Origin of the sequence: Cylindrospermopsis curvispora GIHE-G1, from assembly GCF_014489415.1 — a bacterium.
GTDB lineage: Bacteria > Cyanobacteriota > Cyanobacteriia > Cyanobacteriales > Nostocaceae > Raphidiopsis > Raphidiopsis curvispora_A.
Genome location: NZ_CP060823.1, coordinates 101,934 through 128,651, shown reverse-complemented (window position 1 = coordinate 128,651; position 26,718 = coordinate 101,934). Strand labels below are relative to the sequence as shown.

21 protein-coding genes and 2 CRISPR repeat arrays are annotated in these 26,718 nt (G+C 35.6%); of the genes, 6 read left to right on the top strand and 15 right to left on the bottom strand.

Translation table 11 applies throughout. From position 1 onward, the window contains the following. The first annotated feature begins 122 nt into the window (after nt 1-122). On the top strand, nt 123-314 hold the full coding sequence (locus IAR63_RS18030) for a hypothetical protein (RefSeq protein ID WP_187705595.1): 192 nt from the start codon (nt 123-125) through the stop codon (nt 312-314). 691 nt (nt 315-1,005) lie between these two features. After that, a CRISPR array of direct repeats spans nt 1,006-1,756; the repeat unit is 36 nt; unit sequence GTGATCAACGCCTAATGGCATCAAAGGTTGAAACAG. Nucleotides 1,757-2,158: 402 nt separating this feature from the next. Here the strand turns inward: IAR63_RS18030 and cas5 are convergent. The 8 genes from cas5 to IAR63_RS17990 all read right to left on the bottom strand — a co-directional run bounded on the left by cas5 (nt 2,159) and on the right by IAR63_RS17990 (nt 13,583). Continuing rightward, nucleotides 2,159-2,863: a type I-MYXAN CRISPR-associated protein Cas5/Cmx5/DevS gene (cas5, locus tag IAR63_RS18025; RefSeq protein WP_187707551.1), complete on the bottom strand. Its 705-nt coding sequence runs from the start codon at nt 2,861-2,863 to the stop codon at nt 2,159-2,161. Then, on the bottom strand, nt 2,838-3,770 hold the full coding sequence (locus IAR63_RS18020) for a type I-B CRISPR-associated protein Cas7/Cst2/DevR (protein ID WP_187707550.1): 933 nt from the start codon (nt 3,768-3,770) through the stop codon (nt 2,838-2,840). The genes cas5 and IAR63_RS18020 overlap by 26 nt, the downstream gene beginning before the upstream one ends. A 131-nt stretch (nt 3,771-3,901) precedes the next feature. After that, complete coding sequence (cmx8, locus tag IAR63_RS18015; RefSeq protein WP_187707549.1) at nt 3,902-5,551, bottom strand: type I-MYXAN CRISPR-associated protein Cmx8; 1,650 nt, start codon at nt 5,549-5,551, stop codon at nt 3,902-3,904. Beyond that, nucleotides 5,548-7,854 (bottom strand): CRISPR-associated helicase Cas3', encoded by a 2,307-nt coding sequence (gene cas3 / locus IAR63_RS18010; protein ID WP_187707548.1) that lies wholly within the window; start codon nt 7,852-7,854, stop codon nt 5,548-5,550. Before cas3 ends, cmx8 begins: the two co-directional genes overlap by 4 nt. Continuing rightward, entirely contained in the window at nt 7,829-8,503 is a 675-nt protein-coding gene (cas6, locus tag IAR63_RS18005) for a type I-MYXAN CRISPR-associated protein Cas6/Cmx6 (protein WP_187707547.1), read from the bottom strand. Before cas6 ends, cas3 begins: the two co-directional genes overlap by 26 nt. A 474-nt stretch (nt 8,504-8,977) precedes the next feature. Then, on the bottom strand, nt 8,978-9,877 hold the full coding sequence (locus IAR63_RS18000) for a helix-turn-helix transcriptional regulator (protein ID WP_328701264.1): 900 nt from the start codon (nt 9,875-9,877) through the stop codon (nt 8,978-8,980). Nucleotides 9,878-10,229: 352 nt separating this feature from the next. Then, nucleotides 10,230-11,340: direct repeats of the CRISPR family, unit length 36 nt; unit sequence GTGATCAACGCCTAATGGCATCAAAGGTTGAAACAG. 263 nt (nt 11,341-11,603) lie between these two features. Next, nucleotides 11,604-11,897, bottom strand: coding sequence for a CRISPR-associated endonuclease Cas2 (gene cas2 / locus IAR63_RS17995; protein WP_187707546.1), 294 nt, complete (start codon nt 11,895-11,897; stop codon nt 11,604-11,606). 9 nt (nt 11,898-11,906) lie between these two features. Next, nucleotides 11,907-13,583, bottom strand: a complete 1,677-nt coding sequence (locus IAR63_RS17990) for a type I-MYXAN CRISPR-associated endonuclease Cas4/Cas1 (protein ID WP_187707545.1) — start codon at nt 13,581-13,583, stop codon at nt 11,907-11,909. 432 nt (nt 13,584-14,015) lie between these two features. Here IAR63_RS17990 and IAR63_RS17985 point away from each other — a divergent pair, with 432 nt between their 5' ends. The 3 genes from IAR63_RS17985 (at nt 14,016) to IAR63_RS17975 (ending at nt 14,991) form a co-directional block, all read left to right on the top strand. Continuing rightward, nucleotides 14,016-14,432 carry a GNAT family N-acetyltransferase gene (locus IAR63_RS17985; protein WP_187707544.1) on the top strand — a complete coding sequence of 139 codons (417 nt, stop codon included), beginning with the start codon at nt 14,016-14,018 and terminating at the stop codon, nt 14,430-14,432. A gap of 30 nt (nt 14,433-14,462) precedes the next feature. Next, entirely contained in the window at nt 14,463-14,675 is a 213-nt protein-coding gene (locus IAR63_RS17980; protein WP_057177698.1) for a hypothetical protein, read from the top strand. Nucleotides 14,676-14,778: 103 nt separating this feature from the next. Further along, nucleotides 14,779-14,991: a hypothetical protein gene (locus IAR63_RS17975; RefSeq protein ID WP_187707543.1), complete on the top strand. Its 213-nt coding sequence runs from the start codon at nt 14,779-14,781 to the stop codon at nt 14,989-14,991. On the opposite strand, the gene IAR63_RS17970 is transcribed toward IAR63_RS17975, so the two are convergent. Next, entirely contained in the window at nt 14,949-15,992 is a 1,044-nt protein-coding gene (locus tag IAR63_RS17970; RefSeq protein ID WP_187707542.1) for a formylglycine-generating enzyme family protein, read from the bottom strand. The two genes, IAR63_RS17975 and IAR63_RS17970, sit on opposite strands and share 43 nt — an antisense overlap. A gap of 411 nt (nt 15,993-16,403) precedes the next feature. On the opposite strand from IAR63_RS17970, the gene IAR63_RS17965 reads away from it, so the two are divergent. Next, nucleotides 16,404-16,589, top strand: a complete 186-nt coding sequence (locus IAR63_RS17965) for a hypothetical protein (protein ID WP_057177697.1) — start codon at nt 16,404-16,406, stop codon at nt 16,587-16,589. 19 nt (nt 16,590-16,608) lie between these two features. Here IAR63_RS17965 and IAR63_RS17960 read toward each other — a convergent pair whose 3' ends face one another. The 3 genes from IAR63_RS17960 to IAR63_RS17950 all read right to left on the bottom strand — a co-directional run bounded on the left by IAR63_RS17960 (nt 16,609) and on the right by IAR63_RS17950 (nt 22,620). Further along, nucleotides 16,609-20,685 carry a DUF4011 domain-containing protein gene (locus IAR63_RS17960; protein WP_187707541.1) on the bottom strand — a complete coding sequence of 1,359 codons (4,077 nt, stop codon included), beginning with the start codon at nt 20,683-20,685 and terminating at the stop codon, nt 16,609-16,611. A gap of 200 nt (nt 20,686-20,885) precedes the next feature. Continuing rightward, nucleotides 20,886-21,275: an XRE family transcriptional regulator gene (locus tag IAR63_RS17955; RefSeq protein ID WP_187707540.1), complete on the bottom strand. Its 390-nt coding sequence runs from the start codon at nt 21,273-21,275 to the stop codon at nt 20,886-20,888. Nucleotides 21,276-21,501: 226 nt separating this feature from the next. Beyond that, nucleotides 21,502-22,620 (bottom strand): ASCH domain-containing protein, encoded by a 1,119-nt coding sequence (locus tag IAR63_RS17950; protein ID WP_187707539.1) that lies wholly within the window; start codon nt 22,618-22,620, stop codon nt 21,502-21,504. Nucleotides 22,621-22,944: 324 nt separating this feature from the next. Between IAR63_RS17950 and IAR63_RS17945 the strand changes: the two genes are divergently transcribed. Beyond that, entirely contained in the window at nt 22,945-23,550 is a 606-nt protein-coding gene (locus IAR63_RS17945; protein ID WP_187707538.1) for a hypothetical protein, read from the top strand. Nucleotides 23,551-23,652: 102 nt separating this feature from the next. On the opposite strand, the gene IAR63_RS17940 is transcribed toward IAR63_RS17945, so the two are convergent. The 3 genes from IAR63_RS17940 to IAR63_RS17930 are packed head-to-tail and all read right to left on the bottom strand — an operon-like array spanning nt 23,653 to nt 26,682. Beyond that, complete coding sequence (locus tag IAR63_RS17940; RefSeq protein ID WP_235678420.1) at nt 23,653-24,669, bottom strand: hypothetical protein; 1,017 nt, start codon at nt 24,667-24,669, stop codon at nt 23,653-23,655. Beyond that, nucleotides 24,587-25,600 (bottom strand): HlyD family secretion protein, encoded by a 1,014-nt coding sequence (locus IAR63_RS17935; RefSeq protein WP_187707537.1) that lies wholly within the window; start codon nt 25,598-25,600, stop codon nt 24,587-24,589. Before IAR63_RS17935 ends, IAR63_RS17940 begins: the two co-directional genes overlap by 83 nt. Continuing rightward, entirely contained in the window at nt 25,597-26,682 is a 1,086-nt protein-coding gene (locus tag IAR63_RS17930; RefSeq protein WP_187707536.1) for an ATP-binding protein, read from the bottom strand. The genes IAR63_RS17935 and IAR63_RS17930 overlap by 4 nt, the downstream gene beginning before the upstream one ends. Nucleotides 26,683-26,718: the final 36 nt, after the last annotated feature.

Genomic DNA, 26,718 nt, shown 5'->3' with positions numbered 1-26,718 from the left:
ATTAGTTTTTTGGTGTAAAGTTATTATAGATTGGGAATTTAAGGGATTTTCTCATTATTAAGATGAGATAATTAGTCCAGTATTTATGAAAAGTAAAAGTGATATTAAAGATAGTAAATTAAGTGATTAACGAAAGAGATGCGAAGGTCAGGAAAAAACGCTGGAATGCCTATTATTTCGTCGGGAACCTCGCACCCTTGTGGTGTAAGGGTTTCAGCCATTATTTTCAGGGTGGTGGAGGTGAAAAACAGAGAAATTTTGCTGACCTTCGCAAAGTGGGTCTGGACACCAGTCAGGGCAAGGGCTTAAAATAGAGGGGTGCGCTTCCCTCTGGGAAGTGGAATTAATGGAAACTTTTGTTGTTATAGAGGTACATGTAATCTGTAACTCAATAAGTGCGCTTCCCTCTGGGAAGTGGAATTAATGGAAACAGGATTTTAAAGATCCTGAGTGGTAGTGAAAATTCTGTGCGCTTCCCTCTGGGAAGTGGAATTAATGGAAACTCCTTCCCAAGAAGGCTTGAAAAAACCAAATCAAACTGTGCGCTTCCCTCTGGGAAGTGGAATCAATGGAAACTTTTCATGACGCTAATAGTCCTTTACTTTTTTCTGGAGTGCGCTTCCCTCTGGGAAGTGGAATCAATGGAAACGTTCATGGTGGTGGTGTTCATGTGCGCTTCCCTCTCGGAAGTGGAATCAATAGAAACGACCTAACTCGTGGGTCTTCTCATGAGTTAGAGATATAGGTAATACTGATTTCATAACAGTAGTTTTTCTCGGATGGGCGATCGCTCTTATATTCAGTCTATTCTTTAGAAATTAGACATCCTTATTGGATATCTGAGGACAGTAGTTCGGATAGCTTTCTAGGTAGCGCTTTTGCGATCGCATCCCCTAAGTTTTTTGGACTAACAGGGTCGCCTATGGGAAAAACAAACCCCACATACTAAGTGGGGAGACCAGCGATAGAATATACTGATGTTGTTATCACTACTGCTATTATCTGGTGATCAACGCCTAATGGCATCAAAGGTTGAAACAGTTCCAGCTTGGTGCTAACTTATTGTCTATATACAGTGATCAACGCCTAATGGCATCAAAGGTTGAAACAGATGGTGTGATATCGCGCTACGTGGTTCCCCGAGCGCCGTGATCAACGCCTAATGGCATCAAAGGTTGAAACAGCCGCCATGGGACTCGAACCGACCATGGTGGTCTGTGATCAACGCCTAATGGCATCAAAGGTTGAAACAGCTATCGCCTGTACTGGCTCGGTTGTTCTGCCGCTGTGATCAACGCCTAATGGCATCAAAGGTTGAAACAGATTATACGCTATTGTACTTACCAACCAGTATTTATCGTGATCAACGCCTAATGGCATCAAAGGTTGAAACAGAGGTAAAGGTTTTGGTCATGTCAACCGCTACCAGGTATTGTGATCAACGCCTAATGGCATCAAAGGTTGAAACAGTCCTAGACCACTGAAATACGTGTACTCATCTAGCGTGATCAACGCCTAATGGCATCAAAGGTTGAAACAGTTGCTAGACGCGCGTCAGGGTAACAGGGATGCACGTGGTGATCAACGCCTAATGGCATCAAAGGTTGAAACAGAGTCAAATTTTCAAGATTTAACTCATTTAATTTACGTGATCAACGCCTAATGGCATCAAAGGTTGAAACAGAACTATTTCGATAGTTTTTTGTTTTTAACCACGAAAGTGATCAACGCCTAATGGCATCAAAGGTTGAAACAGGGCGGTAGCTGAAAACCAGTTCCAGAAGCCTTTCTATGGTCATTTTACAAGCACCTGATCTGAAATGCAAGAAAATGAACAAATTTTGCTTGAAAAGTGAATTTTACATGCTCCCTATATAACTTGAATCCCTTATCCTTACTTACTTTCAGACAAAATACAAGCATCTATTTCATCCTCAAATTCTTCAAAAGCATATTCTGCGAGACTTCTTGAGGATCTGTTCTATTTTTTTACTGAACAATTAGAGATGCTTGCATTATTAAAATTTCGCAAGACTATTATACGCTTTATGAATTATCGAGATACTCAGAATCATGTATATTAATGATGCGAAAATCAGTGGATTTGGGATTAGGAGGATTAGTAGTAAGAGTTAAACACAGTTATTGCGTTTCCATATTATTGCCCTATGGGTAATTTAGACCAAGCAGATTCTGGTGGTTCAATAACAAAATCAGTGGGATAAAAAACTCGAATTCTAGTCTTAGTATTATCTGCTCGGTTGATCCAAGTAGTTAGTCGACAAATTCTCCTTTCTGGATAAGTTCCGTTATCTAGTTGACAGTACCATCTCGTACAGGGTGGTCTATCAATCAGTTCAATATTGTCAAACAAAAAATTATTATCCCCTGCAAATGGAATTCCATAGCGTCTATCTTCCAATTCTCCATTCAATCCGCTTAGTATACGATTACATAAGTATTCCTCGGCTCTAACTCCTACTATTAGTTTGAGGTTAATAATTACCTCTCGACGGACTGGCGCAATCCAGTATTTATTACCATAAGTTTTAGTAGCAAGTTCTTTTTTCCCTGAATCACCTACTGGATAATGATGCAGTTGCTGGGATAGAATGCCAATCTCAGCTTTAGGTTTATCGGGAAGATGAGGAATACCTACGGCAATTTCGATTGAAGGTAAATCATCCTTAATCAAGGTAATAGCCTGATCCGTAGCGGATCTCTGCTCAATTCCTGCGAAGTTTAGCAACATACCATAAACAGTAGTGGGAGATGGTACAGGAGTTGTAGAGCGATAAGATCCAGACTGAAATGGTCTAAATGCTGCGAAAGGAGCTTCAATAAGAAGAAACACTTGTCCCATCTCCTAAAAATTGATTTGCTAGGTTTTCAAATAATTGTTCAGGATTATTGAAGAGGTTAACATTTGCCTGAATTAATCGAGATTTCTCTGCTTCACTCATTTTCCTGACAATTTCTCCGCCAACCCAAAATTCATTTCCTGGTAGGTCTTTTACATCAGTTCCTGAACTTAATCTCTTTAGTTCGGGAAAACTACCATCCTCTTCAAAGCCATAAGTTTTATAACCTGCAACCAATTTAGGAGTTAATCGCACTACTACTGAACATGGAGCAAACTCATAATATGCTCTAGCATGTCCTCCCGCAACTCTATTTAATTGTGAAATTGCATGTAATAATGCTCGAACCCACTCTGGTTTTTCTAAACAATCTCTTTGTGATAGGGCAAAAGGATATTGAAATGATGTATGGGTTACTTCTCTATATATTAAAGCAGAACTACTTGCGTTTTTCCATGGGCTTTTTCCTGCATTTAGAGGAGATTGATGAAATACAGCATCATATTTATAAGGGCTTAATGCAACTGCCATGTTACAACGAAAAATACTATCTCTTTTTGGCGGTAATGATAATTCCTTCATTTTTTTTACATCATTGGTTTGTGCGACCATATAACCAAACAAAAAGTCATCTGCATATTTATTAGCATTAGGATATTCTTTAAACTCTACAGCCAATTGATCTTCAGTGTGTAATCTAGTGCGATTATTTGGTTGATTGAGTAAGATTAAAGTTTCTCTAAGTGCATTCCGGAGCGATTCTGGACTAATTACTGCATACTTTTGACCCTGTTTGCTAATTTTCTGTAAAACTGTTCTATTCTCTTCCGATTCTCCTCTATAGTTACCCGCAGGAGCAGAATAGGTAAGAACAGTGGCAAAAAGATTTAGGTTTTGATTTTTACTCATTGTAAATTAATTCCTTTTTGGTTATTTGGTTTGAATTTGCTGAATTTACACCAGATGGCATCAAAGGGAAAGATTTAAAAAAATAAAGCTATGATTGGCATACAAAGCTTTTTTATCTCTCATGCTAATCTTTACTTTATGGAAAAGTGGCTGGAGAGAGCTAATAAGGTTAATGATCTAATTTCCTCAGTTTTATTAAAAAGGTTATCAGCAAACTCAACGAATTCATCCTTCTTAATAAAGGGATAAAGGGTAGAGACAAAATAATCTATAAATGACTGAGATTCAGTACGAGAACGGACAGCTAGAAAAGCCTCATTCGCTATTTTATCCTTTTTTTCATTATAGGATTCAATTTTGGATTTATCCCAAGATTTATCCCATTTTAAACGATATTTATCCCATAGTTTTCTGGATATATAATTATCACAAACATTGTAAACAATCTGAGCATAAGGACGGACATTAACAGTTTCTGAAGTCATGTTAGTTTCTCCTTGGTTTAATATTTCTTGTTGAAATAATTGACGAGCATCATGACTAAAATAACGGTTTTCAAGCCATTTTTTAGGGATGCGACTTAAAAGTCCATCAAATCCATTCCATGGGGGAATTTCTTGAATTTCTTCTTGAGAATAATTGGTGTCAAGATAGGAATTTACTAAGTTAAGTAATCTCTGTTTACGAAACCAAGGACACCAATAACTATCCTTGATTTGAGCATAGCGATCTGTCATTTTTACAACAGGTTTAATATAACTAATTAAATGAAATTTAACGCTATTACCCGCTTTTTCAGCATTAAATATCTCAGCTCCTAATATGGAGTTTCTACTTTTCTTTTCTCCAGTTAGACGAGCTAACCTATCTTGTAAAAGAAAAACATCTAAGGCTCCCTCTTCAACTAAATCAATTACTGCTTCTTTAGGTAAGTATCCTGCTTTTGTATTATCTCTTTGTTTTAATAGCTGAGGAAATTCTTGACAAAATCGCTTTAAATCAGCAATATCTGGAACTACGATAGCATAACTATCAAAATCGGGTTTTCCATCACTATTGATCTTAGAAGGTCGGTAAATTTGAAAAACAAATGGAGCAAAATGCAAAAGAAATTGATATCTGGTTAAATCCTGGGTCGGTATATTATCCGCTGTTTTTGCCATAGCAGCTAAATAATAATTTCCTGATTGTCCTGTAGTTTTATTTGGTTGAATTAAATCTTTCCATATCTCCTCAGCATCTTGGGTGTAGGACATACCATCACACCTGTTATTAAAAGGATTACGAGTAGCAGGAACTCCCCTCATAACATTCCAAAGCATATCACGCCACAACTTTATCCATAGTCCCTTATTATCCTCCGACACTGAATCATCCCAATATGATAAAAATGCTCCTTGAGGCACTATTACTGAATAATAGTACATTTTCTTTAAAGTGCTTTTACCATTGATTTCAAATGATACTTCTTCTACTCGATCATAATCTTTAATTTTTGTTTGTGTAGATCTCTCCTCCTTAAAAGATTCATAAGCAAAATCAAGTAAGGACTTTACTCCCTCGAAGTTAATTTTTAGGTTAACACCGGACTTTTCTAAACCAATTAACTCAGCTATATATCCTTGTCTTTGTTCAATCCAAGTTTGTTTAGACATCTGCTGAACCATCAGCACCAATCCTGCCAGTCCTGCACGATGTTGGCAAGAGGGCAATTCATTCAGCTGGTAAGAGATTTCAATTACATCTGGTTCAATATCTTTTTTGAGACTTTGTTTTTTCATGTTCCAAATCCGTATTTTTGGCAGTAATACTTGCTGTCGGCGATCGCCAAGTAATTGGGTAGATTATCTGGACGACTTCCGGTATAAGTATGGGCAAACTTCTTGGGAATAGGTAAAATATAGCCATCTGAATCTGGATTCTTATTTTCTCCTAGGTTTAAAAAGAGATCTAAATCAGTATCCAAAATAGCATTAATGGAATAATCATCTGTTTCCCGAAAAGGTTCTGAAGTTGCCCAATACCCAGCTTCTATAAAATAACTAGATGGTTCTATTCGTTCTTTTGGAGAGTAGTGTTCTAGTTGTTGGGCCAAGTGTTGTTGAGAGACTATACCTTCCACGGCGGAAATAAAACATTTGGCACTTGAAATTTCTTCCTTGTTGTAAGGTTTAATATCAGGCGGTTCATAAATCCAGATTTGAGAATAATCTATTAATCCATGACGATTAGATCTGCCGAACCGTTGTACCATGGAAGAAATTGGTGCTACCTCTGTAACTAAAGTATCTGCATCAAGATCTAAGGACATTTCACAAACTTGTGTAGTTATTGCAATGACACCTTGTTTTCTAGATTGAAAGGCATTAACTGTTTTTTGATGCTTATCTTTTCTATCCTTTAATCTAAATCGACTGTGATAAATAAGAACTTCAGTGTTGGTTCCTAATTTCTGTTCTATTTCCTTGGCTTTTTGACGGCATCTATCGATAGTGTTGACAACCCACAGTACTCTCTTACCTTGCGCAAAAGCATTTATAGCTTCTTGAATAGCTGTGTGCTCACTAGATAAAGATATTTTATATCTAGAACGATTTTCTGCTTTCTCTAGTTCTTCTAATTCGCGTCTATCTTCTGTAGGAAAGACACACAGTCCAATTTTTCTACTTTCTAGGTCTGATGTTAAAGCTTTCTTTCGTGAACTAGATAGAGTCGCAGTCATACACAAAACAGGAATATCAAAATGCTCCAAGAAACTCAATAAAGATTCAAACATTTTAGAGGAAAAACTATGAATCTCATCAATAACTAGTACAGAATCGACTAAAACTGGAAGTAATACTAATCCAGCATAGTTATGATTTAAGAAAGAAAGAAATTGATCAACAGTAGCCGAAAAGAAACGCTTACCCCAGAATCCTAAAGCATAGAGCCGTTCATCTGTCGTAAAGTCCTTATCTTTGGTTGATTCAGATGGATTTTCTAACATTGCTTTAAGTTCATAGGCTGCTGTTCCTGTTAATAAACTACCATCTGTTTCTGGACACCATGATACATAATCTTTAAATCCTTCCGTGGCAGTTCCTCTGGTGGGATACAGAAAAATTACGCGACCAACTTCTATTTTTTTAACTACTCCTTGTTGCCATTTATAAGCAAAAATTGTTTTTCCAGTCCCACATCCACTCATTAGTAATAACCGCTTGTCCAACTCTGGTGCTTTTTCTTGAAATTTTTTCAAACTAAATGGCTTACCAGTTTTCTGTGTAATTTGTCTATAACGAGGTTGAAGGATCTTATTCTCTATTTCTTCTGGTGTTATTGCAGTCCGATGTAAGTTTTCTGAAACCCATGCAGTAATAGCGTTAGATCCTTCTATGCGAAAAATTCCAGAAGCAACAGAGTCTGCAACTATTAAACCAGATTTTACAGCCAATAATAAGCCTCTCCGCTGCGGATCGTCTGTGATCTCATAATCTAAGTTATCAGCAGCATCTATCACACTATTATAGACAGACTCCCATAAGGGATTGCTAGTATTCCATCGATCTGGTAGTAATGGAATTCCTGCTACTTTAGCTAGTTCTCCTATTCTTTTTAAAATGACCTCTATTTGTGGATCTTGTAAATAAAGTTTAACTTCTTGCGCTAAAGTACGCGATCGCCCAAAAGGTTTTACAAAACCTCGTTGAGACGGTGATGCTTGTAGATGATGGCATAATACAGATGCTGTAATGATATCTAAGTCTAATTGGCTAGGCTTTAACCATTGACGCATGTTAGGAAGATGAAGAATAAGTGCACTAATCCACTCATGACGCAAAGCCTGGTCGCGCTTTTTTCCTTTTATTAGGGAATCAAACTCTTGATTAGCCTTACCAATATCATGAAATAAAGCAGCTATTCTCAAATGTATTAAAAAATTGTCAGGGTTTTGAATTTTAAAAAAACGACACCAGTTATTTAATATTCTGTATTTGAATATTGCTATAACTGCATTTTCTGTATCTTTGAGATGCTGCTCTAAAGTCAGAGGACTGCGACCGGAAATTAGACTCTTAGCTAGTAACTTGTGCGGTGTCATATTTAGTATGATAGTAAGGTTTTTGTTGGGGAAGGTTGGAATAAAAGACACCGCACCCAAGACGACGCTTTCCACCTAATCCATTTATCTGTAACTTAATTGAGTCCTCATCTTTTAAATCAGAAACTACAACGGCAAATCCCACTATAGTGTAACTCCTTTTTTCAGAGGACTTATTTATTTTGAGAGTTAACCTTTTTGGATCTCCTTGCTCATTAGCTAAAATACCAATATTAGCCTGAATTTCCATAGCTTGTAATTGCCTATTAGCTGCTTGTAAAAAAGAGTCAGGTTCAGTGTGACCCTTGATTGTCACTAATCTGGATTTTAAGGATTCATGAGCTTGTATAGTTTGCAGTCTAGGACTCCCCAGGGTTATCTGATATTCTCCAATAGTTAATAGTTGTCCAACCAGAGGATATACTAAGGGTATTGCATCAACTGGAAGTCTTAAATAAAAACGTGACTGGGGAGTTAAAGCAATACTCCCCTGCTTATCTGGAATTCCAGATATGGTATTAATTGCTAATCCTTTCAAATCATGTAAGGTGGGAATCTTTTCGGAAAGAGCCCCTAATAGTCTGTGATTGTGATCTGCATGTAGCTTTGTTCCCTGAACAGGAAATACTAGTTCAACAAGTGGGTTCATGATTTTTTATTTATTGTTAGCAGTGGAATTCTGTCGCTTATTAGCATCGGTGGTTAGTAAGATAAAATTGCAACATACTGAGATTCATCTTTTCAGAGGTACTTTAGTGAGATCCTCTCCTATGATCTAGCATCATTTTGCTGACTCTTACTTTGTATTGTTCTAAGATATCACAAGATCTTTAACTTGTCAACAATTCGTTCCATTCTTTTTTTTGGATATAGGAAGGGGACTCTTATTGAGAATATGGCGTAAACTGCACAAGCAAGAGTGTAAGCGATTAACTGATTTATAGCATAATTCGACAAAGTTTGACGAATTAAGTTTATGAAATAACGCCTGACGGCATCCTAGGTAAAAAGTAGAAGTATAGATATCACAAATGTAAAGAGAGAACACAATACGTTCGTGATCAACGCCTGGCGACATCTTAGAACTTGTTCTTATAATATTACAGTATTTAGATGTCATGAGTTATTTTTCTCGATAATTTTGAACCATTTTTTGAACTTCATCTCTTACCAGATCTATTAATTCAGGAGGTGAAAGAACTATTGCACCACCACCATACCCCAACACCCATCTTTTTAAATCATTTAATCCTGTTGCTTCCATTTGTAAAATCATGGATCCATCGGGATGTTCTTCAATTTTTTGAGTACCATGCCAACGCCTATCCTTCACATATGGGGTAGTAGATGGACTAAACCATATTCTGACCAATTGTGGTTGCCCTTCTCCTAATTCTATTTGAAAACTGTCATTAAGATGATCTTGGATATTAAAACTTGGATCTCTTGTAAAACTACAGCTTAATAACTGCAACTTTTTGATTCTATCGACTCGAAAATAACGAATGGCTTGTCTATTATGACAAAACCCAATTACATAATAATTAGTACCCCTATGAATACGTAAATTATAAGGATTTACAATTCTTTCAGAGAATGTATCACGACTTGCTGTATAGTATTCTATCTTTATCTGTTTTACATTATCAATTGCTGTTACCAGATTTCGCAAAATTTCCGGAGCAATATAAGTCTCTGCCCCTCCGGTAAAAATAATTCTTTGATCTGATAATTTTTCTGTATTTATCTGAACTTCTTTGGGTACTCTTTCAGTCAACCGCAAAATCGCTGAATCTAAATCATTTATATAAGCACTTCCGGCATAGGATTCTAGCATTTTTGCACCTAGCATTACTGCAAATAGTTCTGATATTGATAGATTAATGCTAGGCAATCGCCATGTTTCATCTGTATAGTGGAATCCTTGTTTAGACGAAAAATCAAGAGGGGCATTGAATCGATCACGCAAAAATGCTATGTCACTCCGTAATGTACGTTCACTAACTTCTAGTCTTTCTGCCATTTCTCGTGTTGTGAAACGCCTATTATCTCTAATCATTGAGTCTATTTCTAGTAATCTTAGTAAATGCCTTGACATAGTAGACATACTCCACATATGGGTTACAAAAGGTTTGATGTATCAAAGTAAGTCAAACTCAGTGATTGAGTTTGGTTACTTAAACAGGTATTAGGACTATATTTTTTATCTTTATGGCAATACTAAACCAAGTACCCGGCAAAAAGATTTCCGCTTTTTAAAAAACCAGATTTTCTAAAATTTTACGGAACACAAAACGTCTTGTTACATCTAAATTAGACAAGACATAAAAAGATTAAACTTTATTTAGCAACTTAATTACATTTACATTTTTTGGGTGATCAACGCCTAATGGCATCAAAGGTTGAAACAGATATTATAAAAGTATTGAGTTAGAAACTAAAGTAGTGATCAACGCCTAATGGCATCAAAGGTTGAAACAGAAAGACACAAGTTTCATAAGTTCTCCTAACAACTTGTGATCAACGCCTAATGGCATCAAAGGTTGAAACAGATACTTCCGTAGCCAACGCAATCTGGGCAGGTTTTTTGTGATCAACGCCTAATGGCATCAAAGGTTGAAACAGGTTTTTGTTATCTCTCCCTATAAGTTATTTTAATGTGTGATCAACGCCTAATGGCATCAAAGGTTGAAACAGCAGACATGGTTGCAACATATGAACGTGCCATATATCTGTGATCAACGCCTAATGGCATCAAAGGTTGAAACAGACTACTTGAGTCAACAAAGAAAACCCAAGCTGATTTGTGATCAACGCCTAATGGCATCAAAGGTTGAAACAGAACCGAGCCAGTACAGGCGATAGCGGATATGATGGGTGATCAACGCCTAATGGCATCAAAGGTTGAAACAGAAAAATCCGACATTTTCTTTATTCGTCTGATTGTAGTGATCAACGCCTAATGGCATCAAAGGTTGAAACAGTAGAGACAGAACAAGACGCACCATTGGGCGTTCTTTCGTGATCAACGCCTAATGGCATCAAAGGTTGAAACAGTAGACAGGTGCAATGGTTCAATACTGAGTCAGGTTAGTGATCAACGCCTAATGGCATCAAAGGTTGAAACAGAATTACACCCCACTGGTGGTGGTAGTCCCTGTCATCGTGATCAACGCCTAATGGCATCAAAGGTTGAAACAGATAAGCATAACCAGTAGAGACTAATACTGCTTAAAGTGATCAACGCCTAATGGCATCAAAGGTTGAAACAGTTATCTGACTATCCGGATGTAGCTTGGCATTGAATTGTGATCAACGCCTAATGGCATCAAAGGTTGAAACAGCTTCCATTTCCTGTGTTTAATAACCTCCCCAGACTGTGATCAACGCCTAATGGCATCAAAGGTTGAAACAGCACAGTTCATCAAACAAATTTTGCACGCCAATAGGGTGATCAACGCCTAATGGCATCAAAGGTTGAAACAGTAGGGCGGTAGCTAAAAACCAGTTCCAGAAGCCTTTCTATGGTCATTTTACAAGCACCTGATCTGAAATGCAAGAAAATGAACAAATTTTGCTTGAAAAGTGAATTTCACATGCTCTCTATATCACTTGAATCCCTTATCCTTACTTACTTTCAGACAAAATGCAAGTACCTATTTAATCAGTCAATTTCTTAAAAATCATATCTTACAAGACTTTCTGCCTATCTCTTTTGTTTTTTTTACCAACAGTCAGAGGTGCTTGTATTATAAAATCTTGTAGTAACTTTCTGCATCAAACCAGGCTCCAGAGCGGTTATACTTGTGTATGTCACTTATACATTGATGAGAAAGCCGAATTAGTAACAGCTCATCTTCACTCGTTAATATTATTTCTAATTCCCACCTCAATTTTTCACGTGTTCGCATAGTCAGCCAGCATCGAAAAATAGAATACTGAATCCTGTCACCATATCCTTGTAATAAATTGTATGCTTTGCGCCAACGATTGGAGTTGCGAATATCATAACAAATAAGATAACAATTCTTGTGTTCTGCCATGACTAAAAATTACCTCAATATTAAATTGCCAAACAAACCTGGTTCACCGCTCCACTCTTTTTCTAGTAAACGTACTTCTAGTTCAAATAAACGACGATAGGTAAGAGAATAACCTGTTACCGGATGCTTCCAGGTTTCTTGTTTACGACGCTCATATAATTCAATAAACTTGCGTTTTCCAGAGTCAGTTAACCAGACTTGTTGTCCTCTAACATCAAAATCATTCTGAGGATGCCATTGATGTCGATTTATTGAATATATGACTATTACATCTACCAATGGTACTCTAAATATTTCTAATAAATCTAATGCTAAAGGCGCAGCCTGAGTGCGTGGTTGATGATAAAAACCTAGTGCTGGTTCTAGTCCAATATTCAAGATAGCATTCATTACATCCTTGAGAACCAAAGCATACCCAAAACTTAATAATGCATTAAACCTATCTTTTGGAGGTCGTCGATTTCTGCCATTAAAGTGTAGCTCTCTTACTACATCTTGTACAATTAAATATGGTAATGCACTAAAATAAGATGCAGCTATATTTCCTTCTATTCCTAACAATGAATCTAAAGACTTGGCTTTACTAATTTGTTTGATCATGATTTTTATTTGTGCGATCGCATTACGTAAAATATCTGTTACTTGAGAATTACCTCTAGCTGCACGCATTAAAAATTTACGTTGTCCTTGACCTCTACACAAGACTAATTTCCGAGCCATTTCTAAACAAAAATTTGGGTCAATTAAAGCATTATATTGACGAATGCGACGCTGAATACTGCCCTGTCTATTATCAAAACTACCTATATATCTACCACCACCAGAAATAAAGTGTACTCCTATATATTGAGAGGCACAAAAGTGTAATGCTTGAGTAGAAATTTGAGAAAAGCTATGCAAAACTAATTGTCCTATTTGACGAGCTGGAATGGTTTCCACAGATTGATTACGACGATTAATTTTTATTTGCTCTCCTGTTTTTCCTACTAATGTACCTGGTTCTAAAATATGAATTACCAAACGTTCATCATCTTCTGGAAAAAGGCGAATAGGTTGCCATTCCTTGTCATGGGCCAGTCTAGCTTCTTCTGGTAAACAAACTGGTGCTAAAGAACAACGGGCACATAATCTTTCATTTTCTATTACAGGTGGTCTGTAGGCTGATTTTCTTAAAATGCGAGCTTGCTCAATAGCATCAAAAACTAACTGCTTACCCAAATTATCCAAAGGTATATGGATTAATGTATTATCAGCATGATAACGAATACGGCCCTCTTTTACTGTAATTCCCAAAGTAGATTCTAAAAGCATGGCATAAGCCAATATTTGTAATTTATCACTATTCCATGCTTGTGGCTGTTTCTTTTCATCTCGACATGAAAGACCTCTTTTATGCTCATAAGGAATAGTTTCTCCATCAAGAGTTCTAAGAGCATCTACTCGTCCTCGTATTCCTAATTCTTCACTTTCTAGAAATAATTCTTCCCAGATTTCATCTTCTTTTTTTTCTAAATCTACGTGCAGTCGACGTCCAGCAAATACAGCTGCATCTTGAGTGTAAAGCTGTTCGACTTCTTCAAGATAGAACAAACGTGGACAGTATGCTAACGCATGAAGTGCAGAAACCCTTATAGTTTCTGATGATAAATTTTCTTGAACCTCTATTAACTGATTAACGGGTTGCATATTGTTACCTATTTTTTTAATGTTACTTTACTATCAATTTACTAAATAGAGGCGGTAATAATACTTCCTCTTGTTTTATGATTTTTTGTGATTTAGGAAAAATTAACAACTTGCAATAACTTTTACTTGCACAACCCTACTGGTAATGGGATTGAGATTCTTGCATAAGATTAAATAGTCTAAAGCATAATGCTGAGGGCTTTCATAACTACCTTTTGTTATTTTTCCCGATTGTTTCCCTCTGGTAAGTGTAATTGGTGAAAAAATCTTGTCTAAAATTTGACATAAACAAACACACTGTTACTTTAGTAGTAATTAGTAGTAAATTTGTAAGTGTATTTAGTAACTTACAAAACAAAAATAGGTAAAATTATATTATTTAAGTTAAATAAAGGATTATAATAAACGTATTAAGTTAAGACTGAGATACAAATGATTCAGATAAAACCATACACAGAAGATGACAACCCTGCCCTATTCACACTCCTACGCGGTGAAGGTAACAACTGGTCTTGCTACTACAACCGTGAACAGGAATATGGTCAGGTACTCGCTGATTGTATTGTTTACGTCGCTGTGGCAAATAACTGTATAATCGGGTATATACGTTGCCGAAAAGATGGAATATTTGGCCTCTATGTCTACGACCTGCTCGTGTCCAAGCAATGGAGGGGAAAGGGACTAGGAAAACGTCTTATTGAAACTGCTGCTGCTGACCAACCACGTACAGATGTTTATATGCTATCTGATGAAGATGGATATTATAAAAAACAGGGATTTGAGCGTATTGGCTCTATTTTCAGTTTTGCAAGAGAGACCAAAAATCAGTTGACATATTCTAGTCTATAACTAGCTAGTATCACTAATTAAAGGTAACGTATGGAAAACATTCACAATTTGAATATTACAGATGAGGAATACCTACACCTTATCTCAAAAGGTTATGATCCTAAACTTGAGTCCCAATTTATAGAGTTAGGCGAGACTGAAGACCAAGCTCGAAAACTGGCAAAGGTGGTCGGAATGTTTAAGGATGGTCCTCCACAATCAGATGAAGAATGGGAACATTTTCTCGAGGTTTGGGAAAATTGACCTTTCTATTAATTGGCGATCGCATATCGAAACTCAGGGAGAATAACATACCACTTACTCCCAAATAGGATTGTGAAGCACTCCCTATGGGAAATCGCATCTCATGCAGCGAATAAAACAACTTTTGAATATCCTATCTGTCAGGCGATCGCCCATCTTAGAACTCTTACTTCCTTACCCAAATAAAACAACTACTCGAAACCCCTATACACAAGAGCGATCGGATCTCCTGGAGTTACCCCAAGAAATGCGATCGCCTAATAATGGAAGTGGTCAAGACACATTTAAGACAAGCCTAAAACCAATATCCCCATAAGCACTATCAGCCATGTGGAGACTACGGGAGGTAGACCTACAATCCTGGGGACTTGTATTCCAGGAACCACCCCTTACCACTTTCCACCTACTACTCCGGGAAAACCAAGGATTTTGATTATCTGGTGCGCCATTATAATTGCTGTGCCAATCATCTAAACACCATTCATAAACGTTCCCGTGCATATCATAAAGACCATAGGCATTAGGCATTAGTGAACCTACTGCTAGTGTCTTTTGCCTAAATTTCTGTTTGTGCACCAGTCCATAGCTGTAATTACCATTGTAATTAACTAAGTCACTGTTAATACTATCTCCAAAGTAGAATGCTGTTCCTGTTCCTGCGCGACAGGCGTATTCCCACTGGGTTTCGCTGGGTAGGGTATAACTCTTTCCTGTCTTTATGGCTAACTCCTCACAAAAACTTACTGCATTATTCCAACTCACGTTTTCCACAGGAAGTTGATCACCTTTAAACATGGACGGATTAGCACCCGTAATAGCCTTGTACTGTTCTTGTGTTACTGGATATTTACTCATGAAAAAGTTTGGTAGTATTACCTCATGCTCAGGAAATTCCCAATCACATCTCTCGTCCCTTGAACCCATGAGATATTTTCCACCTGGAATTTGAACCATTTCCAGGTTCACACCATTTCCTAAATCTTGGATGAAGGATCTGGCATAACCTAGAGTTGTACTAATTATTTCTCCTCTTTTATTCGTAGTCACCAGATTGAAGCTAAAAGGTTTTGTATCAATTCCTTTGTGACTATAACCGTTCTGGTATTCAGATGTTTTTCCATTATTAAGGAAGGAGAACAGCAAATTTATACCCTTCTCCCCATAACTTATGGCTTGCCCAATAATATTCGGCTTGTGGGGAGTTTCCTCATAAGTGGTTAATAGTGGTTCTTCTCCTGAATGTGAGGGTTTTTCTTGTGTATCTACTGTACCACCTAAAACAGCATTGTACTGGTATTGTTGGTTTATACTGCTCATAACTATTACAGTTGATTATGCTCAAGATTTATATACATTAATTATCTAAATTTCTATTCTCTATAATCAATGTAGAAAATGCGGTACTTTTTAAATCAGTTCACCTGAACTCTGACAGTAAAAACACTCCATATTAGTTCGGTAAACCGAACCTATGCAAAAATATGACCAGAAAAATATCTATCTTGGGGAGGATGCTAATAAAGTTAGGCAATGATGCAAGATTTTTTAATTCTTAGAGCTATTCTTATTTGGAGTAAAATATACACATATCAATCATAACCAAACGATAGTACAAACTATAGTTGGAGTACAGAAATAATTCGCCTAAAAAGGTGGGTAATTTACCAAAAGGGATAACTAATCCTAAAATTAATGGTACAAATGTTCTTGTAGAGTGAAACAAAAAATATGGAATCAAACGTAAAAATAGCAAAGCTGATTTCTCACAATAGCAACGTGGTCGTAGTATTCTACACTCCTGCACATGCTTGGGAGTTTAGAGTAATTGCTTTAGATGGTTCAGTTTATGGTAAGGGAATTTACTACACAGCAGATGCTGCATTAAAAGTAGCTAAAGAGTGGATAAATGAGTAGCAAGTCATTTTTTCAGGTTTTATTGGACATTCCTAAGAGATTTAATCTTCTCTACCAACAGTTGTACCTGGGAACCTTTATTATGAAACCACTCTGTTGACCAAATACGATAGATTTTCCAACCTAGTTTTTCCAACTGTTCTTGTCTGAGGCGATCTCTGTCTCTAGCGGTAAGAGAACTGTGATAAGAAGCTCCATCACATTCTATACCCAGAACAAACTCTCCAGGTCTCTCTTTGTGGACAATCGCTAAATCAATTCGATAGTCAGAACATCCAACTTGAGTATAAGCATTATAGTCTTTGAGTTCGGGATGGTGACAAATAGACATATACACATCCTCTTCAAATGGAGAATCAAATTTTAGTGACTCAGTGAAAGAGTTACCAGACAAGAAATTGCCACCACTTTCGACATATTGTAGGTATTCACGTAATAATCTACCCCCTTGACTGTTGACCCGTGTAGGATCGATATCCCCAGCAGTTATGGAGGAGACTAAAATCAGTTTATTTTTAGCTCTTGTAATGGCAACATTGAGTCTACGTTCTCCACCTGCTTTATTAAGCGGACCAAAGTTAAGTGTAAACTTACCGACACTATCTTTTCCATATCCAACACTTAATAATATTATGTCTTTTTCATTACCTTGTATATTCTCCAAGGACTTCAGAAAAAACTGAGTTGAATCATTTTCACAAAAATCTTGTAAATCTGGGTTGGCTTTGTATAACTTTTCTAGCTCTTGCTCAATGGCGTTAGTTTGAGATTGGCTAAAGGCAATAATTCCCAAAGATTCTTGAGGATTAGTTCTCACATGCTCCAAAGCAAGCCCTGCAATCGTTTGTGCTTCTTTTAGATTAACTCTACTTTCTCCACGTTGATAAATTCCATCTTCAATGTATTTAAACTCCACCCCCAGTTGTTTACTTTGAATAGCGTTAGGAAATGTAATCAATCTGGAGTCATAAAAATGATAGTTGGAGAAAGCAATTAGTCTCTCATCTTGGCTACGGTAATGCCATTTTAGGGTTAATTGCTGTAAAAAAACTGAACACTCATCTAATATGCTGTCAAATGATAGATTTTCTGGTACATCTTCCTCCATGTCTTCTTCTTCCTCAGTTGCCATAAAAAATGAAGTAGGTGGAAGCTGTTTAGTGTCTCCGATAATTATTACTTGCTTTGCCCGTATAATTGATGATATAACATGTTCTGTTCGTAATTGAGAAGCCTCATCAAAAATTAAAACATCAAATATAGTTTCGTCAGGGTCAATATACTTAGTGACAGCAATAGGACTCATCATCCAGCAAGGTTTTAAAGTTTTAATCACACTTTTGATACCTTGATTTTTATCATTGAGTAGTTTACGTATAGGTAAATATTTTCTTTTTTTCTTTTGCTCCTTTCCTAAATTTTGGATTTGGAGTGAATTATCAGGATTAACTTCAAAAGTTTGCCATCTTTGAGCATGGCTTAGTCTAAGTCTTATCTGTGCAATCTGTAACTGTTGAACATCTAGTTTTTTGAAATTATTAATATCATCTTGATGGGATTGTGAGTTAAATAACCTTAACCCTGGTTGTTTAAACAGAATACCCTGAATGTGTGCTTCATAAATAAGTTTTTCTAAAATTGTAAACCAATCCTGGCTTAAAATATCCTTATTCTTACGCAATAGTTGTAAGAAAGACTCACACCCTAACTTTTCCAATTTACGGCAAATATCTTGACATAAAAACCATTCACTTAACTTATCTAGATCTAAACTAGCTAGTTCTAAAAACTCCTTTACTTTTCCTAAATCTACTTGCTTTATATTTTCCCTAGTATAAATATAATTGAGTTGTCGCTGGTTAAACAAAAAGTCTAATCCAAAATCTATTTCCTGTTTTATTAACTTCAGGTTATGAACTTTTTTGATAACATCGTCCAGTTCAAGCACGGATTTCTGTATAGTATCTACATTTTCACGAGAAAGATAATATTTATCTAACTCATCTATCCAATTTAATAATTGCTCAAAGTTCTCTAGTTCTACTTCTACTTCATCCATATTGTGAATATTAGATAAAGATAGAAAAGAGCCTTGATTTTCGTTATTTGTATAATCTTGCTCTAAGTTATTTTCAATAGACTGAATTTTAAGTGACCTCAATAGGTCTTGTCTAAATTGATGTAAAGAATGGGATTTTCTATCATTGTTTAATTTACATAATAACTTCATATCTTGTCTATAGACCGGATTGAGCATATTAAGAATCCAGCACTTCTTAGCATAATTCTCATATCTTTGAGATAATTCAAATAAATTAAGAGAGAAAAACTCTTCTGAATATCTCTCCCTAATTAAAGTATTCTGAGGGTCATTAATGATTTTCAAGGAAGATTTATAATGCTCAATACTGGCTCTCTCTTTATCAATATCTATAGTTACCCAATTGTTTGGTAAATTAATTTCAGTTACTTTTAATAGATGACATAAGGCATTATAGGAGAACTCTATAGAATCTATATTATGGAGGATATAATCATTATTAAAAATTAATTTTAGTTCAGTTTCTAACTCTCTAGCAGAATCTATACCTTGCTGAAGATTACTGATTATTTGTTCCAAGTTCATTTTTTGAGCAGGAGAGAAATCATCAGAAGTAAAACTCTGTGACCAAATCGAATTTGTCTTTTCATAAAAAAGTTCAGACAAACTACCTAACTGTTTTAGCAGAGAATTAGCAATATTCAATTCCTGAGTAGACCAGCTTTCATAATTTGGAAACCTGACATTATAGTTTGGCAGATCTGCTCTCTTCTTTTTTAGTAACTCTCCATAAAGCTCAAAAAGAGACCTATCTAGAGGTTGATGTTTTGTATGTAAGTCAACAGGATATGAATTGATGTGTTCACGACTGCTGAGTAACTCATCGAAAAAATTTTGATGTTTACTAGTATCAAAACTACTATTAGTAGAAGTAATCGTTTTTAATAATTCTTGGATAACTTCCTTATTATTCATAGCTTGACTATTATGAAGATTTAAGCATAAATGCTCTAAACCACATTTAGATAACCTGTCATAAACGACTTTGACTGCAGTGTCCTTAGCTGCAACTAATAGGACTGACTTTCCAGCACCAATTAGTTCAGTAATCATATTGACAATAGTTTGGCTCTTCCCCGTTCCGGGTGGACCTTGGACAACAAAACTATCACCCTGTTTGGCTGCTTCAATAACAACCTGTTGGCTAGAATCTGCATCAAGTACCTGAAAAATATTTTGTGGTTTTACTTGAGAGTCTTTTATTGAGTTTTGCAAAATATCATTGAAGTTATATGGTATCTCTGTTAAACTACCGGAAAGGGATTGTAACATAGGATGGTCAAGAATTCTTTTTTCGTATTTATTGAAATCTTCAACCATTGCTATATTAGCATAAGAGAAAAGAGAGAGAAAAAGTTCATCTCGCACTTCCCATAAAGGATATTGATGTAAAATATTATCTCTGATAATATTTATGAAATCTCTGTATGAATTTTGAGATTTAATTTCTGATAGATTAATGTCAAACTTCTTTAATTTCAGACAAAGAGCAGGATTTATGATAATACTAGCCTCTTCATCCTCACGAATAGGAGATAGTTTATAAAAACTCTTTTTTGGTTCCTTAAACAAAGACACAGGAACTAATATCAAGGGTGATAACAACTTAGTTGACTTATCTTCATCCTCCCAAGTTAAAGTTCCAAAGGCTAGGAAAAGAATATTGACTCCCGTTTCCTCTAATGATTGTCTAGACTCCCTAGTTAAATTTTTGAGTATTTTTAATTTCTCATTCCAAGGCTGTACAGTTGTTAGTTCATTCGCAACTGATTTTATTCTTGGTCCATCTGGGCTTTCTACATTAAAGGAGAAAACCTTTTTCTCCTGTCGTATATCAGTGTAAACAGTGTCTATATTATCTGTAATTTGTAATGTTCGCTTATGGGGGCGAAATTGAATGAGAGGATTGTTCTTTGTCAGATCTGCTAAACTTTCTTTCCACTTCTCAATTTTCTTCCTGAGATTACTTGTTACCTCTTCTGAATTAAGTATCATTTTAATTCTCCCACTCAGCAAAATATTTTTTATATTGTTGATTTTGTTGACAGATATACTTATAGTCAAATACGTTAACATCAACTAAAGTATATCTACTAGAAGTTTCTATGTACCTGCATTTTTTAAAGTATGGTTATAGATTTAGAGCAGATCCTAATTTTTGCCAACAAAATACACTGCATTTAAATTATATATAATTAAGCATCTTCCTCATTTTCTTGATTCTTTATAAGCTCTTTCCATCTTTTGTTAATAGCAACTGACAGACTTTCTAGCTCGTCAATATTAGCTGACTTAACTAAATTAGCAAGCATCATTTTCTTATTGTCTAAATTTGTATTTTGTCTTCTATAATCTACTTCTATCAGTTTTTGACTAACAAGAGAATCGCAAAAATATTTAATCGATCCGGGGGATAACCGTTCCATTCCCCGCAAGAGAGCTTCCAGTGTACCCTCGCTAACCCATTTTCGCCCCTGGCGAAAGTCAGTCACATGTTGGGCTGAAACACCTGCGGTTACGGCTAGATCCTTACCTCGGACTCCGTACATATCCATTGATCTTTTAAAAATCTCATGAATTGCCATTTTAGTAAACTCCACTTGACTACATATCTACTAGCAATATTAAACGCGTATAATATAGCTATTAGAATAATATTTTTACTATTAAGTACAATAATTAAATAATGGTACAGAAAGGAATAAGAAGTCAAGAGAAAAAAGAAAAAATTAAAGTAAAGAAAAAACAAGTAACTATTCAAAACTAGTTTGAGAAAACAAAAGCAGAAATAGATAAAAAATAAACATCCAACTACCTAGACCTACGATTTTTAAGAATAAAGTCAACAATAGAAGAAACAGACAAATCCATATTAATCATCATTTTAACATCATCGACCAAATAAGAAGGAACAGAAAGGGTTCGATTTTTCCACTTGGTATCAACTTTAACTTCATAATAATAACCCCAACGCCAATGACTAACATTATTAACATCTCTATCAGAAAAGACTTTAGGATAAGTAGCAACAAGTCCACTTTTTAACTTCTTATTTTCAACATACTGAACTAAAGAACCAGTAGGAGTATAAGAAGAAAAAGAAGATTTTTGACAAGAAGAAGATAAACCAGAAAAATAAAGAACTAAATCAGTAGGGAGAAAAAGTAAAGAACTAAGATCATCATAAGACTTAACACAATCAGAATATTGAACACGTGTAGAACCAGAAGGGGAAGAATCAATGACCTGACCAAGTCTACCATTAAGAACAAAATCACCAGGTTTGAAAGAAAAAGTGGAAGAAGATATTTGAGAACCTAAATCAGAGTCCAAATCCCAAATAGAACCCTTACTAGACACAGAAATCATTTGAGAAATAGGAGTAAAATTCTCAAGCTTCCAAGCAAACTTACCTAACACCCATTGATGACCTTGTAACTCAAGCTGAGATTGTTGAGAAAGGAAAAAATTATCTATAAGAGAACAATCTGTAAGCTCAGCAAAACCAATTATTTTACCAAGAGGAAAATCTGAAGAAGAAAAAGAAAACTGATTCAGAATATTCTTGGAAGGAAGCTTAACAGCACAATGAACAGCAACCTTACCCCTGTAATTAGTGCTACGAGATTTAACGACATACTGCTTAGAAGACCCAAGACATAAAGCAAAAGGAGCTTGAACAGTCACAACCTTAATAGAAATATTATTTAAAAGAGCATCATGAATAGGAAGAAAATCAGAAGACTGATGTTCCTTTGAAGAAGATAAAACAGGATAATCGTCATCATCCCAAGCAGGATCGTAAAGAATACGCTCAATATCACCAACAATATACTTTGAATCGTAATCAGATATATAAGAATCTAAATCAAACAAAGTAGGCTGAGAAAAAGAACCTTCTGAAAAATTATGCTGAAAACTAGAAACCACAAAGCACCCCCGCTTTTTTAAGTAAGGAAAAAAGTATACAAAAACTAATAGCTATATATTTTCCTTTAGTATATCTAATAGAAATAATAAAGTAAAGACAAAAAAGAAGATTATTAAAATTCTTAACAAAAAAGCAAAAATAAACGGATTTAAAAAGAAAAAATAAGAAATAAGAAAGCTAAATAACGAATAAAGTATCAAAAGCAAACAGAGTAAGTACAAAAAGTACAGAAAAAATATATAAAAATTTACAGTACAAATATTGCATGTACGGAAAAAATAATCTAGGATAAAAGTAGAAATTACTAATTGTTGGAAAATAAGATGAAAAAGCTCTTAATACCTTTAGTTGGTGTATTGTCAACAGTGAGTTTAAGCCCTGCCCTAGCAATTCCCTATAACGGGAACACAGTATATAGAGGAACAGAGAGAGGAGTATTCGTCACTATCTTTAGTGGAACAGCAAATTCAGTTATTTCAGTTGGACTAAAAAACGATAGGCCAATAAGCAGAATCGTAGGTTCTTGTGGAGAAATCAGAATATCAGCAAATGCACTAGGAGCAATCCCACCCACATCTATAAGTGTAAATGGGACAAATACAGATATTAGCAATTTACCCACACACGCAACTCCAGCATGCGTAGGAGGAAATTTTGCAGATCCAGTTCCAACAAATTTCAAGACACCAAGTGGTGGATTAGTGTTAGGGGGTAGAACTGCGGGAAGTGCAGTGACTCTACTAATAGCTAGAGACGTGCCAAGATCAGTTCTAATAAACGCCTGTGGATTCGGAATATTAAGGTCTGCTCCAACAACATTTAATTATAATGGAACAAGCAGAACATACGCAGCACTACCAGACGCAGGAAAAGCACCTAAATGCATAAACGATCAAGCATTTGTTCCACAAGAATGGTTAACACCATAAAAGTTATAGCTATATAGCTAAACTAAAAGTTATTTAACTTACCAGGTTTTTTTTCATCCCCCATGAGAAATTAGAATCTCAAGGGGGATTGATAATAAAGGATTAAACTTCTGCATCTTTAACACCAAGAACCAAAAGCTTCAGCTCAAACAAAGATCTCCTAACCTTTCCCCAAGCAGAATAAGTCTGAGCCTTAGTCCTATCAAGCTGATTAAGCTTACCAAGATAAGTCTCAGTATTAGAATCACCAGTCAAATACTGCTTCTCAAAAATCTTAAACTGATCCACAGACCTAGAAGCTATTACCTGAGCAATCTGAAAGTCAGTCCTGGCCTCATCAAATTTAACCAAAGAAATAGCAACCTTTTCCCTAGTAGTATCAGCAAGTTGCGCTCTAGCTCTCTGTAACTCAGCAGTTTTTATTTGTAAATCAGATATAGCAATTGCATTTCTATTAGCTTCCTCATTAGCACCTTGAGAAGCTTTAAAGAAAGGAACACCTATAGCACTGATTAAACCATTAATTAAACCAATATCACCCCTAACTATACCAAGCAAATTATCTATAAACCCTCTTTGTTGAGGTTGACCAGGTTGAGGTGGAACACCCAAAAGATACTGTAAACCAGGAGTCAGAATAGATAAAGTAACAGTTTTAGCATTACGTTTCTTCGCATCATCTATCTTATCGTTAGCCTCCTGAATTCTAGCATCCAATTCCCTGAGCAACGGAGAACCAGCAACAGAACGAGATTGCAACTGGTCTAAACAATTAGACGAAGTTTCAAGACAAGGTAGACCACCACGCATAATACGCCACATATCAGCATTAAACTCACTAGTAATCAACTTATCAAGATCAGGCTTTGAAAAAGGATTTTGATTCGTATTAAGATTGAAATTATCATCACGTTCAGAATCAGTATCTTTGGACTGTTCTTCTGATCCATCATTATCAAGTTGTAAATCCTGACCAGAAGGAGATGGAGAATTAGACTGTGAAACAAGATTAGCTAAAGCAAAATCAATAAAAACACTATTTGACGTAATAGGCAAGATAAACAACAGTACGATTTTGATTATTTTTAACCTTCCAAGGTTGAATTCTTTGAATAACACCACTCCTAGGACTCCTAATTTTTACAGTTTGAGCCAACTTTTGATCAATTCCCGACAAAGACAATTTCAACTGAGAAACTTTATAATCCCTATCTCTAAGACTCTGATTATAATCAAGCTTAGAACGTTCAAACTTTTCTAAAAGTTGAGATTGTTTATTTTTCTGAGCAGACAAAAGACGAGACTGAGCCAAACGCAAATCAGACTCTGCTAATTCAACATTCATTCTCAAGTGTTCCAACTTTTCAGACTGAAGCAAAGAAGAAGCCTGCAACTGTGATTTTTTAAACTGAACTTCAGCATTCTGCAAAGAATGCTGACCAATAATCTTTTCTAACTTCTTTTTCTCATGAGTCAAAACTTCAGGAGGCATTTTAGAAGACTCCATAGAAAGAATTAAAGACTGTTGCTCCTTAATTTTCTCTGCCAGGATTTCTAAATTAGCTTCAGACTGTTGTAAATCAGCTTTTTTATGAGGATCTTCTGAAGACAAAACCTTAGAACTGTTAGATAATTTTAATCTAGCATGACGGAGTTTCAACTTAGCCTGCTCAAAAATTTCCTGCTCCTCAACGAAGCCTAAACTATCCAAGTTAGGAGAAATAGGAGGTTGAATAAGCCTTGAACTTAAATTATTAATTTCCAAATTAATAGACTGCTTCTGCAACTCTAATCGCCTACGCTCCTCCAAATCTTGAACAAGAATATCTCCTGTTTTTATAACTGTACCCTCACGTACAGTAAGATGATTAGGATTAGTAACAGCTATATTAATCCTTAAAGTTCTCTTATTTGAATCTGAGTCCTGATTTTGTAACTTAACCTTATTTGCTTCTTGAGCAACAGCTATAGAAGACTTATCATCAACCTGTCTAGAATTAAAGGAGAAAAGAAAAACAGTTAAAAGTAAAAAAGTGAACATATTCTTCATAATGATCTCTTATAATAAGGTATTATGTTAGTCTTTATTCCCTGATTACCCATTCTGACTAATGCTTCCAGTGGTTTTAAAGCAGCAACAACAGATTCAGAGAATCTAAAACGTCTAGCAACATTTTTAACCTCAGTCTGATCCACACTTAAAACAATCTTAGTAGCAGTATTAGCAACTATTTCCTTACTAATTTCAGCGTCTCTTTGAGAAGCAACAACACAACTCAACCCATACTTACGACCATCCTCCAGAATAATATTTAAAGTTCTACTATTACGAACCTCCTTACACTCATCAATAAATAAGTAAGTGCGTGGTATTTTAGATTCACCCATAATTCTATGAGCATCCATAATCTGCTTAATAATCGCTTCAGTAGCAATTGCACTTAATCCTACAACCTTACCTAAAGCAGATAAATCAAGCCTAATAAGAGGAACATTGTCAATCTTCTGAGGTTTAGTAAAGATACCATATTCAAAAGTAGCTGCAAGTTTAAGTGCCAACTTCTGAGAATCTTTACAACCACTTTGAATTCTTAACTCAATCTCCTTACGCATCTCATTAAAAGTAGGAGGTTCTTTAGTCCAAGTTTTATTATCTTCCTGAATTATACCCTTAGACTTATACAATTTAGAAAGAATATCAATAATTAAACCCTCCTGATTTGCTCCCATTAATAAAGATTTCCTAAGACTAGCAGCCACAGCTATTGCTTGTAAAGCAGGACCGCCACCCTTAACATCCTGATCAATAATCAAAGGATTAACGCCATGAGGAGAATTCATACTTAAAGAAAAACACTTTTCATCAGGAAGCTCCTGATCTCCATGATAATCTATAATTATCCTCTTAATATCAGGAAACAAACGAGGTAACTCATAAGCTAAAGCCTTTAAAGTTTGAGTTTTACCACTGCCAGAAGTTCCAATAATTGCAACATGTCCATTTGGTAAAAGAGCAGGGTTCCAATAACAATTATCGCCCAATAAAATACCTTGAGCATTATTAAATGAATTAAAATCAAAGGATTGATTAGTAGGTTGAAGAATTGGAGGAGGTAAAGGTTTTGATGGCATAATTGAAATGTAGGTTAATAAAAAGAATTAGTAAAA